A 14,848-nucleotide genomic window follows, 5' to 3' on the forward strand; every position below is an offset into this window, starting at 1 on the left:
CCATGACCGGCACCCTGGCCACCGCTTCTCAGACCGGCAACGACACCGCTCGGAATCAGCGCTACGACACGGTGATCCATCGACGCCGGACCCGCACCGTGATGGTGGGTGACGTGCCGATTGGCAGTGAGCATCCGGTCGCCGTTCAGTCGATGATCAATGAAGACACCCTCGATATTGAGGGTGCTGTTGCCGGCATCCGCCGACTTGCTGATGCCGGCTGCGAGATTGTTCGCGTCACCACACCCTCCATGGCGCACGCCAAGGCCATGGGAGACATCCGCGCCGCTTTGAGAGCGCAAGGCTGTGGTGTTCCCCTCGTTGCCGACGTGCACCACAACGGCATCCGCATTGCCCTCGAAGTCGCGAAGCACGTTGACAAGGTGCGCATCAATCCAGGGCTGTTTGTGTTCGACAAACCCGACCCGGGTCGGCAGGACTTCAGCCGCGAGGAATTCGAGGCCATCGGTCGACGCATCAAAGATGACTTCGCTCCTCTTGTGGAGGTGCTCAAGACGCAGAACAAGGCCCTGCGCATTGGCGTGAACCATGGATCCCTGGCCGAACGCATGTTGTTCACCTACGGCGACACGCCCGAGGGAATGGTGGAATCCGCCATGGAATTCGTGCGTCTCTGCGATGAACTCGACTTCCACAACATCGTGATCTCGATGAAAGCCTCCCGGGCTCCGGTGATGTTGGCGGCATACCGCCTGATGGCCGACACTCTGGATCGCGAGGGCTTCCACTACCCCCTTCATCTTGGCGTGACCGAAGCGGGTGACGGCGACTACGGACGCATCAAGAGCACCGCCGGGATCGCCACGCTTCTGGCAGAGGGCCTCGGGGACACAATCCGGGTGTCACTCACCGAAGCACCCGAAAAAGAAATTCCTGTCTGCTTCTCAATCCTGCAAGCCCTGGGATTGCGCAAAACGATGGTGGAATACGTGGCGTGCCCAAGCTGCGGTCGCACTTTGTTTAATCTTGAGGAGGTGCTTAATCAGGTACGGGATGCCACATCCCACCTCACCGGTCTCGACATCGCCGTGATGGGTTGCATTGTGAACGGCCCAGGCGAGATGGCAGATGCTGACTACGGTTATGTGGGAAAAACCCCTGGAATCATCTCCCTGTACAGGGGGCGTGAAGAGATCCGCAAGGTGCCGGAAACCGAAGGGGTTGAAGCACTGATCCAGCTCATCAAGGACGATGGACGCTGGGTGGATCCCGCCTGATGTCGTTACTCTGAAGAATCAGTCCTTCAGGACGTTATGCCCACTCCCCGCATGAGCACTGAGCCGTCCAATCGCAAAGGCTTGCTGCTGATTCTTGGTGCCGGAGGCATTGCAGCCGCCGTGGCAATCGCGGCACCGGGTCTGGGCCTACCCAGTACAACCTCGTCGTCGATCACCGACAGCCCGAAAGAGGTCATCGACCAGGTTTGGCAAATTGTTTACCGCGATTATCTGGATTCCACGGGTCAGTATTCACCGGAACGCTGGACAAGTCTGCGCCGCGACTTGCTGAACAAGAGTTATGCAGGCACCGACGAATCGTATGAAGCGATTCGGGGGATGCTGGCCAGCCTTGACGATCCCTACACGCGCTTTTTGGACCCGAAAGAGTTCAAACAGATGCAGATCGACACCTCCGGTGAACTCACCGGGGTTGGCATTCAGATCACGCTCGACAAAGACACCAAAGAAATCGTGGTGGTGTCTCCGATCGAAGGAACCCCAGCATCGAAAGCCGGTGTTCAACCTAAGGACGTGATCGTTTCGATCGATGGCGAATCCACCAAGGGGATGACCACCGAGGACGCGGTGAAGCTGATCCGCGGCCAGGAAGGGAGTGAAGTCACCCTCGGACTGCGCCGCAAGGGGGAAGTGGTCACGGTTCCCCTGAAGCGAGCACGCATTGAAATCAACGCTGTCGAGAGTCGGCTGAACACAGGGTCCGATGGCACCAAGGTCGGATATATCCGTCTGAAACAGTTCAATGCCAAAGCCTCCCGGGAGATGAGAACTGCAATCCGGGAGCTTGAGAAACAGGGTGCCCAAGGATTTGTTCTCGATCTGCGCAGCAATCCCGGCGGCCTCTTGGAGGCGAGTGTGGACATCGCTCGCCAATGGTTGGACGAAGGCACGATCGTCAGCACCAAAACACGCGACGGCATTCAGGACGTGCGTCGCGCCACAGGCAGTGCGGTCACAGACCGCCCCGTCGTGGTGCTCGTGAACGAGGGATCCGCCAGTGCCAGTGAAATTCTCTCGGGTGCCCTGCAGGACAACAACCGTGCTGTGCTGGTCGGTCAGAAAACCTTCGGCAAGGGCCTGGTGCAGTCGGTCCGGGGACTCTCCGATGGTTCAGGACTCACTGTCACGATTGCCAAATACCTCACCCCGAAAGGCACAGACATCCATAAAAACGGGATCCGCCCCGATGTGCCCGTCGAACTGAGCGAAGAGGAAATTCAATCACTCACTGTTGAACAATTGGGGACGGGGAAAGACAGTCAGTACAGAACGGCAGAGACCACGCTGATCAAGGCCCTGCGCTCTCCGGAGAGGGGCCAGGCCTACCGGCCTGGCAGCGCCAATTTGCAATCAGCTCTTCAGCGGTAGGGATAGAGCCCGAAACCCTCCTGCTCACTGCGACTGCCGCCGAAACGCGGTCGCTCGCTGGCGGGAACAACGGCTGAATAAGGAGAGGTTGGCCTTGTTTCTCGAATCCGGCTCACCATCGTTTTGCAGCCACCAGCGGCACGTATGGCTTGATCAACCCGGCTGAGAGGAATGCGCTGTCCCCACTGAGAATCCCAACCCCAGGCATCACCCTGACGACTCAGCATGGTGAGCGCCTGATGACGGCTGAGCTGTCCCTCACGCAAAAGGCAAGTCACCGTGGCCAAAGAGGCCAGTTGCAAAGAGGAGGTCTGGCCAGCGGGGGACAGCACGGGGCGTGAACGGCGAGGTGCCAGCACCGGTGCCGTTGGCACGCCGATGCCAGCCAGAAAACCGCCAGCGGGCATGGCCACGGGCAGGCCGCTTCCGCCACCGGCGAACTGCCCGAGCGCGGCCATGGCAAGTTGCATGAGAACTGAATTCATTCGATCAAGAGGACAAAAGAACAGGGTGAGCAGGTAGGCAGTGCAAACGCCTAAACCCGAATCTGCGATCCGCAATACCGGTCAAACAGCCGGAGAACCTGCTGGGGAGGAAGCTTTGCCGTGTACCTGGCTTCCAGCTCAGACAGTTGCTGATTCCGTGGGTAGGCACGCATGGAACGAAATTCGGAGGGGTGATTGCGCATTAGAGCGGCCGCCATCGAACGGTGATGCCGCTGGTCGGTGATCGGTCCACCAGCGCACGTCTGCATGCGATGGGTGGCTTCATGGGCCAGGGTGTCCCACACCTGAGAGGGTGTCTGATGCGATCGGCAGACCACGAGGGTGTCACTTCTGGGGTGGTACAGGCCCTGCAAACCGCGACGGGAACAGTCCTGCTGAACAACACGCACCCCGGCGCGGGTCAGCCTTCCCCGCAGGGCATCAATGGCTTCCCAGGATGTCGCGTGAGCGGGCAGAACACCCAGAACAACAACAGAAACACCGCCGAGCCAAAGGGCCAGACACCTTGAAGACATGGTGAGGGATCGCAACAAGGAACCCTTCCACCCTCGGATGACGGAATAAAAAAAACATCACCCAACTGGGTGATGGTTCTGACGAACTATGACTGACTCAGAGCAAGCGAACGGTTCAGGCTATCGGTTGCATCAAGCCACCGCCAGGGCTCGAATCATCATCGTCATTTTGAGAATCGTCTTGCCACAAGGCGTAAACACCAAGGGCGGCAGCTCCAACAAGGCTCGACAGCAGGCCGAAGGAGCCCACGGAACTGATCGGATCGATGAATTCGCCCATGGTTCCCTTTATCTGAGAACCACTGTAACGAAGAATTGCGCAATGTGTCGGGACTTTCTCATGTTCCTGGGGCACAGCGACGCCCCGGGGTTCAAACGCTGAGAACAGCCTCGTTGCGCTCCTTCTGCTGTTGCTCGCGCTGATCGGTGGTCAAACCATCAACTCCCGGGATCTGAGCCGCCATCTGCTCCAGCCAACCCTTGAGCTCGTCGAGCTGTTTGTCCATCGGCAAAACCCCAAGCCCGCGGGCCAGCACCTTGGCCGACGCGCCTGTTCCGGCCTGGTACACCAAGCGGCCGTGGAGATGCTGAGGCAAGCCCTGGCGAAGAAGCCTGAAGGCAGGCTCTTCCATGGGCGTCTCCAGAGCGATGTTGGGCTTCTCCGGACGGATGCGGGAAAAACCGCAGCGCTTGGCCAGAAGCTTCAGATTCATGAGCTGCAGCAAAGACTGAACCGGTCCTGGCAGCGCGCCATAACGGTCGGCCCAGAGCGCAGCCAGTTCCACGAGTTCATCACCGCTGAGGCATTCCGCTGCAGCCCGATACGCAGCCATCTTCTCGTCAGCATCGGTGATCCAGTCCGCAGGAATGAAGGCTGTGACCTGGAGATCCACCTGGGTGTCATCCACAGAAGGAATGTCTTGCCCTTGGATCTCCGCCAAAGACTCCTGCAACATCTCCATGTAGAGATCGAAGCCGATCGCTTCCATCTGTCCGCTCTGCTCCACACCCAGCAGGTTGCCGACGCCGCGAATCTCCATATCGCGCATGGCCAATTGATAACCACTTCCCAACTGAGCGAATTCCTGAATCGCGCGCAGTCGCTGACGCGCGGCCTCACTCAACGAGGCATTGCCGGGATAGAACAACCAGGCATGCGCCTGAATGCCACTGCGACCCACACGTCCGCGCAACTGATACAGCTGGGCGAGTCCGAAGCGATGGGCATCCTCGATGAGAATCGTGTTGACCCGAGGAATGTCGAGACCGCTTTCCACGATCGTGGTGCAAAGCATCACATCGGCTTCACCTCCGTTGAAGGCCACCATGGCGCTCTCCAGTTCACCCTCAGCCATCTGGCCGTGGGCCACCAAGAGCTTCAGTCCAGGCAGCATCTGACGCAGCTGAGCGGCCACATCCTCAATGCCTTCCACGCGAGGCACCACGTAGAACACCTGCCCGCCCCGATCCAGTTCCTGACGAATCGCACTGCGGATCGCCTCTTCATCGAGAGCAGCGAGATGGGTTTTGATCGGACGCCGCAACGGAGGTGGTGTGGTGATCAGGCTCATCTCCCTCACACCGGACAGACTCATGTAGAGCGTGCGCGGAATCGGTGTTGCTGACAGCGTGAGCACGTCAACGTCCTTGCGCAGAGCTTTGATCTTCTCCTTCTGGTTCACGCCGAAGCGCTGCTCTTCATCCACCACAAGAAGACCAAGCTTGTCGAATGCTGTGCTTTTGCTGAGCAACTGATGGGTGCCCACCACAGCATCGATGGTGCCTTTCTTCAATCCCTCGAGAATGGACTTGCGTTCGCCGGCCGTACGGAACCGGTTCAGCAGAGCCACCTTGATCGGATACGGAGCAAACCGTTCGGAGAGGGTGCGCCAGTGCTGCTGGGCCAGCACCGTGGTGGGGGCGAGCATGGCCACCTGACGTCCTGCGGTGATGGCTTTGAAGATCGCCCGAATCGCCACCTCGGTCTTGCCGAAGCCCACATCACCACACACCAGCCGGTCCATCGGTTGAGACTTCTCCATGTCTTTCTTGACCTCGGCCGTGGCCTTGAGCTGGTCGGGCGTTGGTTCATAGGGGAATGACTCCTCAAGCTCGCTCTGCCAAGGACCATCCACCGGAAAGGCGAACCCAGGGGCCTGATGGCGCTCGGCATAGAGCTTCACCAGATCAAGCGCCACTTTGCGCAGAGCCTTACTGGCCCGTTCCTTGGCTTTCACCCAGGCCGAACCGCCCATCTTGCTGAGTTGAGGGGGAGCATCGCTGTTGGCCCGGTACCGGCCCAGACTTCCCAACTGGTCGGCTGCCACCCGCAAAATGCCGTCGGCGTACTGCACGACGAGGTAGTCGCGAACCTCGCCACTGATGGCGAGCTTTTCGAGTTTCTGAAAGCGACCGATGCCATGGTTGCGATGCACCACGAAGTCGCCGGGGCGCATTTTGTTGGGATCCACGGTGCGACTGGCCGCCTTGCGCCGCCGCCGCACATACCCCGTGCTGGTGAGTGTCTGCTGGCCGAAGAATTCGCGATCGGTGATCAGAACAACGCGCCAGGCGGGCAACTGCAGTCCCTCGAGATCAGCGGTGCCGCGGGTTTTCAGAGCCACCGGTGTGCTCTGCTCAACCAAGCGTTCAATCGCCGCGGCATCGGCCGCATTGGGAACGAAACGACTGATGCAGTCGTGTTCTTCGAGCAGGGCAACGGCACGACTGGGCTGGGCCGACAGCAGCCAGACCGCTTGCTTCTGCTGCTGATAGCCCTTGATCAGCTCGCCAAGCTTGCCGAACTGATTGGGATACGCCGGCACCGGCCGGCTGTTGAGATCAAAGGCATTGGGATGGTCGTCCTGCTCCTGGAGCTCCGCCAAATCGAACCCATGGAAGGCAGAGGCCAGAGCCATGGCCTGATCGATGGAACGGTGGAGTCTTGGCAACGGCAGGCCGAGATCGCCGTGATGCTCCTCGGCGTGATCAAACCATTGCTCACCATGGGAGCGTCCATGGCGGCGCTCATCAATGGCAACGCAGCACGCTTCAGGCAAATAATCGAGAAGTGACGCGGGTTCCTGCCAGGCCAGCCCGAGCAACCGGCGCATGCCTTCCGGGGTGCCGCCTTCGAGAAGCTCATTGAGAGCCTGATCACTGAGAAGCTGATCCAGTCCATCGGGCATCGACTCGCGCAGGGCTTCAGCGATGAGGGGGCTGAAGCCAGTCGGGGTCAACCGCAGGCTGTCGATCGGATCCAGGGATCGCTGGCTGGCGGGGTCGAACTCCCTGAGTTTGTCGAGTTCATCGCCGAAGAACTCAAGCCGCACCGGGAGCTCACTGCTCACCGGAAATACATCAACGATGTCCCCGCGCCGACTCCAGGTGCCTTCCTGGTCAATTGTCGACACCCGCTCATATCCCAGTTGGCTGAGAGACACGGCCAACGCCTCCAGGTCGATGCTGTCGCCCTTGCGAAGGGTGCGGCAGCGGTCAGCGAGAACCTGCGGCGGGGGGAGGTGGGGCTGAAGGCAACGCTCTGTGGCCACGATCGCCAGGTCGCGGCTTTGCCCCTCCACCTGCAATTCGCTGAGCACCTGCAGCTGTCCCCAGGTGATCTCACTGGTGGGATCGAAGGGTTCGTAGGGGGAGCCTTCGCTGGTGGGATACAGCTGGGCACTGCGCCACCCCATCAGCTCAAGCAGCGCAGTCCAGCGACCGGCCTCCTCCAGGGTGGGCACCACCACCAGCAGGGGCTGGTCTTGATGGCGGGCCATGGCACTGGCCACCAAAGCGCGGGCAGCGCGACCAGCGCCACGCAGCAACAAGCGATCAGAGCGCTCGATCCGCTCACACAGTTCACCGCTCAGCGCCGAGGTCTGAAGCAGACGCACCAGGGAGCTGAGGGGCATGGCGTGACCACGAGCGGCAACGCATGATTGTCGCAATCCACTGCACGGTTTCGTGCGCTGCACCAGGCTCTGCGTCCTATGCCCCGCTACCGCTGCCCCGAATGCTGTTGCGGTCCTGCGATCGTTCTCCATCCCCCGAAAGGGTCCGTGCCGGTGTGTGCCCGCTGCAACACCGTGATGGAGCGCCAACCGCTGGTGCGCCCAGGGCCTCTGCTGGTGTTGCTCACGGTTGGTTCGGCTTTGATCGCCATCTCCATCCCCGCCCTGCTCACCCCGCCCCCGCCACCCCGACCGGCGGCGTCCCAAACCACAACCTGACGGCCGCTTGGCTGCTAAGGAAGACCAAGAGATCGAGAGACCATGGGCGACAACCGCAAACCGCTCCGCAAAGCGCGGTTGGAGCGTCGTTTCGAGACTGCAATCTGGAGGTTTCGCCTGATCACGCTCATTCCTGTGGTGATGAGCCTGATCGGCAGCGTCAGTTGCTTCGTGCTTGGCACCTACGAGGAACTCACAGTGCTCGCGAAGGTGGTGCAAGGGCAGTTCACCTACGCCAACAGCACGCTGTTAATCGGCAAGGTGGTGGGTGGAATTGATTTCTACCTGATCGGAATAGCCCTGCTGATTTTCGGCTATGGCATCTACGAGCTGATTATTTCCGACATCGATGTTCGCCAGCAGGACAACTCCCAAGAACGGCGCAATCTGCTCAACATCGAATCCCTTGATGGGCTGAAGCAGAAACTCACCAAGGTGATCATCGTGGCCCTGATCGTGACCGCCTTCAAGCTGATGGTGAGCTTCGAGGTGACCAGCATGACCGAGCTCCTTCAGTACTGCGCCGGAGTGCTGATGCTGGCCTTCAGCGCCTATCTGATCGGTCGCACGGGCAAGCACTGACGCGGAATCTGGGCGTGCATCCCCCGAAAGGATGAAGCGCGTTCATCCCCAGGGGGGAGGCCTCACAAGCTGGAAGCAGCGGACGGTGAAGGGGTACCAACGCCTTGCCAGCAAATGAGCTCCACCACAGCACCAACCCCACCCTGCCGCCGGCTCGAACGCCTCCAGCGCCGGGAGCAGCACCGCCCAATTCCTGCATCCATCCAAAAGCGCAATGGCCTGGTGTTGCAACACCTGGGGCTGGCTCACCATGCCGCCAATCAACAGTTGCCCAGGGGCGGTGGCGAGTACGACGACCTCTGCCAGGAAGCTCGTCTTGGACTCGTGAAGAGTTTGGACCGCTTCGAGCCCTCCCGAGGCCATCAGGTGAGCAGCTACGCGATTCCAAAAGCCACAGGACAGATTCTTCATTACAGGCGCGATCGCTTGCACACCTTGAGGATTCCTTGGCGGATCAAGGATCTGCACACCCGCGGCATGCGCTTGCAGGAGCAGCGTCTGCAGGCAGGCCAGGCACCCTTCAGCGATGCAGATCTGGCCGCCGCTCTGGGGGTAGCCCCTCAACGCTGGCAGCTGGCGAGAAGCGCCCATCAAGGGCAACACCTGCTGTCGCTGAACGCACCAGTTCCCAGGGGAGGCCGAACGGATGCCACAGAAGCAAGCGAACGGATCGATCTGCTTCCCAGCCCTGAGAGCGAGGCGCAAGACGACCCCCAACACCATTGGTTGCACGAGGCTCTGCAGAGCCTTGATCCAACCCATCGCCGCTGGCTCTGGTCGCACTGGATCGATGGGATCCCCCTCGGCAAGCTGGCTGAGAGGGAGTGCATGGATCGACGAACCCTCTCGACAATCTTGCGCAACACCCTGCAGCACCTGCGCCGCAGGGCTGCAGCAGCCTTCAGTGCAGCATCCCCAGAAGTGCTGCCGCTGCCATCGCCAGCAGCGCAGCCCAGGCCGTCTGCAACCCATTGACCAGTTCGTTGCTGAGCCAGGGCCATCGGCCCTGGCCAGTGGCCCCCAGCAAACTCTCAAGCAGCGTGGAGAGCAGTCCAACAACCGACACCAGCACGATGGCGGATGCCGAAGTGAGCAGCCCCAGCAGTGCCATCACCAGGGTCATCAACAAACTTCCCGCCGCACTGGCAAGGGTTCCCTCCACGCTCACAGCCCCCTCAGTGCCGGCCGGAACCGGCCGCAACGTGGTGATCAGCAGGGTGGTGCGCCCCCAACGCTTACCGATTTCACTGCCGAACGTATCGGCAAGCTTGGCCGCGAAACTGGCAGCAAAACCGATCAGCAGCAGACGCTCTGATCCAAGCCCGGCGGCAATGAGCATCGCCAACACCAAACCGGTGAAGGCTGAACCCCAGACATTTTCAGGGCCGCGTCGCCCCCCTCTGGCCTCGGCGAGACCCAGATCAAGCTTGCGGGCAAATCCAAGCTTGGTGACCAGCGAGCCCAAAACCAGGTAGGCCACCACCGCAAGCCAACCGCGCCAACCCAAGGATCCCCAGAGCACCGTGCCCAGAAGCCCCGCGTGACACCACCCGGCACGCGTCAGCACCGGAAAGCGTTGCGCCACGCTGATCAGAACACCGTTCACCACCAACGCCGTCAGCCAGAGCATCGGCTCCTGGGTTGGAAAATCTGGCGAAGGAAAAGCCATGGCTTGTGTTGCACTGCCCTAAGCATCAACGCTGGAGGCTGCGCTTGCGCGGATAATCACCAGTGGTGTCACTCCGGATCCGCATGGTGCTGCTGCGCAAGGGTTTTTATCTCGAACTCGATACGGGGAAGGCGGCTGAGACTCCAAAGCTTCAGCTCGGCACGGTCAGAACCGTGAGCGAATCCCCAGACGACGGGGACGACACAGCCGGCGCAGTGGCAGCTCCAGCCACTGGCGGGGTTCAGGCAGCGTCGACCAGCACCAATGCCAAACCCTCCCTCACCACCGCTGAGGCCATCGCCGCGGAACTGGCTGCTACCGAAGCATCCCGCCCTGCTGTTCAATACGTCACCTTCGCTCCAGAAGCCCTCAAACCCGGCTCCAGCATTCGACCTGGCAAGCGCAAGCCCGGACGCAACCTCTCCAATTTCCGCTCCATGGCGTCTGAACTGTTCAAGAGCTGACGTTGACTTCACTGTCGGAGATGACCTTGAAATCCAAGCGATCAAATGGCTTTCTGAGCTGGATCGGAGTTGGTGATCGTGCCAATCCCGAGGAGGCCAAGCCCAGTTCGCCCCGCGAACAACCCCTCACGAGCGCGCGCATCGCCCGTCTGCGCCGGATGGGGGTCAAGGGACGTCAGCTGATGGATGCGTACAAGCGTCAGGTGCGCTGAACGGCTCGCCTCCAACTGCAGAGGGCCGTGGCAGCAGCCACTGCAGCCGTGGAGCTGCGCAGGATTGTGTCGCCAAGACCAACACCACACCAGCCGGCCTCGGCCGCGGATCGCAGCTCGTCGCTCGTCCAACCACCCTCAGGCCCGATGGCGATCCAACAGCAACCAGCCCCGGCCCCATGCGCCGCCAACAGCGTTGACAGATCCGTAGAGGCTTGATCACGGGTCACCGCAATCAGGCGCAGGCTCTGCCCAGAGGGACCGTTCCACCAGTCGTCTGAGGACAGCACGGGCAGGAGCTCAGGGGCCCAGAGACGTTCACATTGCTCCACCGCTTCGCGCAGGATCACCCCCCAGCGATCCGGCCTGCATTCCGCCTGCGGGACAGACCGTTGGGCCTGAAGAGGTTGCAAGTGATCCACCCCCAGCTCGCAGGCCATGCGCATCACCTCATCCATCCCGCGGCGCATCAACGCCACGGCCAATCCCAAGCGTGGTTGGGGGGCTGCAAGGGTTTGAAGACGTGCATCAGCGCCACGATCGAGCGAAAGCTCACCCTCTGGGGTGAGGCGGGTACCGAACAACTGGCCGCAACCATCCACCACGTGCACCTCGGCACCAGGACGCAGGCGGAGCACCCGCTTCAGGTAGCGCGCCTCCGCAGCGGTGAGACCAAGACGGCCCAGCGCCTGGGCGTCACGAAGCCTGGCCGGTTCGATCAGCAGCCGCCGTCGCTCAGCCACAGCCGCTCAACTCATGCCAGGAAAGATGCTGTCCGGATGGTCTTCAACCGGCCAATCGTCGTTCACGCCACCGATCAGCAATTCCTCAATCTGCACAAGATCGGAATCGAGTTGACGCAGGGCGTTAATCAACACATCCAGGCACACCCCGTCGCTTGTTCCGAGATCAACCCAACAACGCGCCCAGTCTTGCTCGTACTCGAGCTGCCCCATGTTGTGCATCAAGGCCGGCATCACTGAGGTGGACTCGTCGTTGTCGTAACTCATCCAACTGAGCTCATCTCCCTCCTCGTGCACCTGCATGGACTCGGCATTGAATCCTCCGAGCCTCCCCAGCACATACCAGCTGTCGAAGATGCCATCGACGTAGTTGCGCTCCCCCTGACTGGGAACTTCGCTGAATCGCAGCCAGAGCCAGCAATTGAAGGGGTCGACCTCTCGGAAGCGAACGTGCATGACCTTCAGGAGACTCCTGCATCATCGCTGGCTTCTGGCGGATCGACCATGCTGGGTTTCCTTGTGAAGGGATGCAGCGCGTTCAGAACATGCTGGAACTCACGGATCTCCACTACAAACCAGCGACTTCAGAGCGCGCCATTCTCCAGGGAGCGTCTCTCAGAGCTCAGGAGGGCAGCCCTCTGCTGATTTCAGGGGCAAGCGGCAGCGGCAAAACCAGCCTGCTGGAGATCATCAGCGGCATGGCCGGCGCCCAATCCGGCTCCATCACCTGGAAGGGGGCGAGCCTGAATCAACGCCAGCGACGCTGGCTTTGTGGTGTCGTCTTCCAATTTCCTGAACGTCACTTTCTGGGACTGAGCGTGAGCCAGGAACTGAAACTGGGTCACCGCAGGCTGTCGGGTAGCGAGCAGATCGAGGTCCTCAGCCAGGTAGGACTGCATGGGGTGGACAATCGACAGGCTCCAGAGCGGCTCAGTGGTGGTCAACAACGCCGGCTGGCTCTGGCGGTGCAACTGCTGAGGAAACCGGAGGTGTTGCTTCTTGATGAGCCCACCGCGGGCCTGGACTGGTCGGTGCGTGGTGAGGTGCTGGATTTGCTCTACAACCTCTCGCGACAACGGGTTCTGATCGTGGTCACCCATGAACCCGAACTGTTCTTGAACTGGAACTGCGAGCACCGGCAGCTGCGCGACGGCCAACTGCGCCCTCTGTCACCATGACCGCTGCGATGCAGTGAGCCCATGGCTGATCGGCTGGTGCGGGCAACCGCAGCCGGAGGAGGAATTCGGCTTGTCGCCGTGACCACCGGCGAGACAACCCGCTATGCCCAGTCACGCCATGGGCTGTCGTACCTGACCACCGTGATGTTGGGTCGGGCCATGAGTGCGGGGCTTCTGTTGGCCAGTTCCATGAAAGTGAGCCACGGCCGGGTGAATCTCAGGCTGGGCTCGGATGGTCCGATCCGAGGGCTTTCGGTGGATGCCGGCCGGGATGGACGGGTGCGTGGCTACGTGGGGAATCCAGGTTTGGAACTCGATCCTGTGCGGACAGCCAACGGCCAGGCCGGATTCGACTTCACAACGGCCGCGGGAACGGGTTATCTGCACGTTGTGCGTGACGAAGGCAAAGGGGAACCCTTCAGCAGCACAGTGGAGCTGGTGAGCGGTTGCATCGGTGATGATGTGGCGTCGTACCTGCTGCACTCCGAACAAACGCCATCCGCTGTGTTCGTGGGTGAAACGATCAATAGTGATGGCCTGCAGAGCAGCGGTGGATTGCTGGTGCAGGTTCTCCCGAAAGCAGCCGAAGAGCCCGCTTTGGTGGCCTTGCTCGAGGAACGCTGCCGTGAGATTCAGGATTTCAGCGACCAGCTGAACCGTTGTGGTGATCACCCGGAGCAGCTCATCCAACAGGTGTTCCCCGACCTGGATCCGCAACCGATTCCAAGCGGCGAACCGATGCAACCGGTGGAATTTCACTGCCCCTGCAGCCGAGAACGCAGCCTGGGAGCCCTCACCCTGCTGGGTTCAGAAGAGCTCAACGACATGCTCAAAAACGATCGAGGCGCCGAACTCACCTGTCACTTCTGCAGCGAGGTCTACAAAGTGAATGAAGACGAGCTTGCAGCACTGATCAAAAGCCTGGCTTGATCAAAACTCTGGCTTGATCAAAACCCTGACTCAAGCCAGAAGCAGCGTTCCTGCAAGCAGAAGGAGCAGGGCGGGCAGTGATTGCCACTGTTCAACGGTGAATGGCAGGCCCGATCCAGCGACGGCAACACTGAGCAATGCCCCAACCACCAAGCCCACAATCAGCAGCAGAACGCTCCAACCCAAGGAACCGAGGGGGCGGCGTCCACGCCGGATCTGACTTATGAACAAACCGATTGTTCCAAGCGCGAGAAGCAGCTCGATCGTTTGCGGAGCAAACAGCAACAGCAGCAGCGCCAGGGCACCAAGGGAGAGGCGCACCACCAGCCCCTGACCTTGCACCAACGTGAGGTCGGGGACCACCGCCGATCCCTTCAACGATGAAGCTGGAAGCGAAAAATTGCGGAGACGGGTGAGAAGAGCTGCTGGTCCGTTGCTGGTTTGCGAAGCCGCTCCTTCGCTTTGCTCACGCTCCATCCGCGATGCCGTAGCCGCTTCAGCACTGAGGCGGCCCGATTGACGGTCGCGGAGACGATCCATCAAAACGGCGTCGTATGCGCCTTCAACCTTCGCTCGGGCAACAGCGTCCTCGCCGCAGGTCTTAAGGACGCGATCACGGGCCCGTTGAACCTCATCAAAACTGGCGTCGGGTCGGATCTGCAACTGTTGATAAGGATCCTGTCCGTCGGTGTCATCACCGGGATTCAGCCCTGCTGCCATCGGAGCTCTCTTCTCTAACGCAAGGCTATCGAGGAAGACGACCAGACGAGTTGGTCATGCGAGATCAGCAGACGAATCAGAACAGAGGTGGACCGTGGCGAAAGCCCTGCTGACGCTCGAAACGGTGGCGGCAACCAGGAACTTCTGCGCTGAGGAGAAACTGGCGGTGCTTAATCAGGGGCATCTGCGGCGGCAGGTGGTACCCCTCGAGCACTTCCACACGATCGCTGCAATCACGGAAGCAGACGTAGTCCGTTCCTCCGTCATCACAGGGCCGAAGTAGCCAAAGGGTGTCCAAACCTCACCACACAAGGGATTGCAGTCTGGCGATTTCGCTCTGCGGCCGTGAGGGCCGTAGGGGGATGCGGACAGCCGCACCTGACATTGGTAAAGGCTGGGTTAAGACTGAATGCAGATGAATGAGGACGCCATGCAAACCCTCACCCACACCCAAGCCACCCGTCAGCACC

Annotated in this window: 18 protein-coding genes; 9 read left to right on the plus strand and 9 right to left on the minus strand. The window is 60.7% G+C overall.

The genetic code is table 11. The annotated features are described in order from the left end of the window. The first annotated feature begins 2 nt into the window (after window positions 1–2). Complete coding sequence (gene ispG, locus SynBMKMC1_RS08140) at window positions 3–1,238, plus strand: (E)-4-hydroxy-3-methylbut-2-enyl-diphosphate synthase (protein WP_011933378.1); 1,236 nt, start codon at window positions 3–5, stop codon at window positions 1,236–1,238. Between the two features lie 36 nt (window positions 1,239–1,274). Beyond that, on the plus strand, window positions 1,275–2,627 hold the full coding sequence (locus SynBMKMC1_RS08145; RefSeq protein ID WP_186471367.1) for a S41 family peptidase: 1,353 nt from the start codon (window positions 1,275–1,277) through the stop codon (window positions 2,625–2,627). Here the strand turns inward: SynBMKMC1_RS08145 and SynBMKMC1_RS08150 are convergent. From SynBMKMC1_RS08150 to mfd, 4 genes are all read right to left on the minus strand, one after another. Continuing rightward, the gene (locus SynBMKMC1_RS08150; protein WP_255486105.1) at window positions 2,618–3,112 is read right to left on the minus strand and encodes a hypothetical protein; all 495 of its coding nucleotides are present in this window, start codon (window positions 3,110–3,112) and stop codon (window positions 2,618–2,620) included. The two genes, SynBMKMC1_RS08145 and SynBMKMC1_RS08150, sit on opposite strands and share 10 nt — an antisense overlap. A 50-nt stretch (window positions 3,113–3,162) precedes the next feature. Beyond that, window positions 3,163–3,648, minus strand: coding sequence for a hypothetical protein (locus tag SynBMKMC1_RS08155; RefSeq protein WP_186471368.1), 486 nt, complete (start codon window positions 3,646–3,648; stop codon window positions 3,163–3,165). Window positions 3,649–3,763: 115 nt separating this feature from the next. Beyond that, the gene (locus tag SynBMKMC1_RS08160; protein WP_186471369.1) at window positions 3,764–3,928 is read right to left on the minus strand and encodes a hypothetical protein; all 165 of its coding nucleotides are present in this window, start codon (window positions 3,926–3,928) and stop codon (window positions 3,764–3,766) included. Window positions 3,929–4,019: 91 nt separating this feature from the next. Then, complete coding sequence (gene mfd, locus SynBMKMC1_RS08165; protein ID WP_186471370.1) at window positions 4,020–7,562, minus strand: transcription-repair coupling factor; 3,543 nt, start codon at window positions 7,560–7,562, stop codon at window positions 4,020–4,022. A gap of 27 nt (window positions 7,563–7,589) precedes the next feature. Between mfd and SynBMKMC1_RS08170 the strand changes: the two genes are divergently transcribed. From SynBMKMC1_RS08170 to SynBMKMC1_RS08180, 3 genes are all read left to right on the plus strand, one after another. Continuing rightward, window positions 7,590–7,880: a hypothetical protein gene (locus SynBMKMC1_RS08170; RefSeq protein ID WP_255486106.1), complete on the plus strand. Its 291-nt coding sequence runs from the start codon at window positions 7,590–7,592 to the stop codon at window positions 7,878–7,880. 42 nt (window positions 7,881–7,922) lie between these two features. Then, complete coding sequence (locus SynBMKMC1_RS08175; RefSeq protein ID WP_186471371.1) at window positions 7,923–8,462, plus strand: YqhA family protein; 540 nt, start codon at window positions 7,923–7,925, stop codon at window positions 8,460–8,462. Between the two features lie 114 nt (window positions 8,463–8,576). Next, window positions 8,577–9,437, plus strand: coding sequence for a sigma-70 family RNA polymerase sigma factor (locus SynBMKMC1_RS08180; RefSeq protein WP_186471372.1), 861 nt, complete (start codon window positions 8,577–8,579; stop codon window positions 9,435–9,437). Here SynBMKMC1_RS08180 and SynBMKMC1_RS08185 read toward each other — a convergent pair. Further along, on the minus strand, window positions 9,364–10,131 hold the full coding sequence (locus SynBMKMC1_RS08185) for a DUF92 domain-containing protein (RefSeq protein ID WP_186471373.1): 768 nt from the start codon (window positions 10,129–10,131) through the stop codon (window positions 9,364–9,366). The two genes, SynBMKMC1_RS08180 and SynBMKMC1_RS08185, sit on opposite strands and share 74 nt — an antisense overlap. A 65-nt stretch (window positions 10,132–10,196) precedes the next feature. Here SynBMKMC1_RS08185 and SynBMKMC1_RS08190 point away from each other — a divergent pair, with 65 nt between their 5' ends. After that, window positions 10,197–10,595 (plus strand): hypothetical protein, encoded by a 399-nt coding sequence (locus tag SynBMKMC1_RS08190; RefSeq protein ID WP_255486107.1) that lies wholly within the window; start codon window positions 10,197–10,199, stop codon window positions 10,593–10,595. A 20-nt stretch (window positions 10,596–10,615) separates the two neighbouring features. Further along, window positions 10,616–10,807, plus strand: a complete 192-nt coding sequence (locus SynBMKMC1_RS08195) for a hypothetical protein (protein ID WP_186471374.1) — start codon at window positions 10,616–10,618, stop codon at window positions 10,805–10,807. On the opposite strand, the gene SynBMKMC1_RS08200 is transcribed toward SynBMKMC1_RS08195, so the two are convergent. Beyond that, the gene (locus tag SynBMKMC1_RS08200; protein WP_011933390.1) at window positions 10,795–11,550 is read right to left on the minus strand and encodes a 16S rRNA (uracil(1498)-N(3))-methyltransferase; all 756 of its coding nucleotides are present in this window, start codon (window positions 11,548–11,550) and stop codon (window positions 10,795–10,797) included. The genes SynBMKMC1_RS08195 and SynBMKMC1_RS08200 overlap by 13 nt on opposite strands. Window positions 11,551–11,556: 6 nt before the next feature. Next, the gene (locus SynBMKMC1_RS08205; protein WP_011933391.1) at window positions 11,557–12,006 is read right to left on the minus strand and encodes a DUF3531 family protein; all 450 of its coding nucleotides are present in this window, start codon (window positions 12,004–12,006) and stop codon (window positions 11,557–11,559) included. An 89-nt stretch (window positions 12,007–12,095) separates the two neighbouring features. Here SynBMKMC1_RS08205 and SynBMKMC1_RS08210 point away from each other — a divergent pair, with 89 nt between their 5' ends. Both SynBMKMC1_RS08210 and hslO read left to right on the plus strand, forming a co-directional pair. Next, on the plus strand, window positions 12,096–12,728 hold the full coding sequence (locus SynBMKMC1_RS08210; RefSeq protein ID WP_186473386.1) for an ABC transporter ATP-binding protein: 633 nt from the start codon (window positions 12,096–12,098) through the stop codon (window positions 12,726–12,728). A 21-nt stretch (window positions 12,729–12,749) separates the two neighbouring features. Further along, a complete protein-coding gene (gene hslO, locus SynBMKMC1_RS08215; RefSeq protein WP_186471375.1) occupies window positions 12,750–13,658 on the plus strand; it encodes an Hsp33 family molecular chaperone HslO in 909 nt (302 codons plus the stop codon). A gap of 30 nt (window positions 13,659–13,688) precedes the next feature. On the opposite strand, the gene SynBMKMC1_RS08220 is transcribed toward hslO, so the two are convergent. Beyond that, the gene (locus tag SynBMKMC1_RS08220) at window positions 13,689–14,378 is read right to left on the minus strand and encodes a CPP1-like family protein (RefSeq protein ID WP_186471376.1); all 690 of its coding nucleotides are present in this window, start codon (window positions 14,376–14,378) and stop codon (window positions 13,689–13,691) included. 76 nt (window positions 14,379–14,454) lie between these two features. After that, window positions 14,455–14,676 carry a hypothetical protein gene (locus tag SynBMKMC1_RS08225; RefSeq protein WP_011933395.1) on the minus strand — a complete coding sequence of 74 codons (222 nt, stop codon included), beginning with the start codon at window positions 14,674–14,676 and terminating at the stop codon, window positions 14,455–14,457. Between the last annotated feature and the right edge of the window lie 172 nt (window positions 14,677–14,848).

Source organism: Synechococcus sp. BMK-MC-1 (assembly GCF_014279955.1).
Taxonomy (GTDB): Bacteria; Cyanobacteriota; Cyanobacteriia; order PCC-6307; family Cyanobiaceae; genus Synechococcus_C.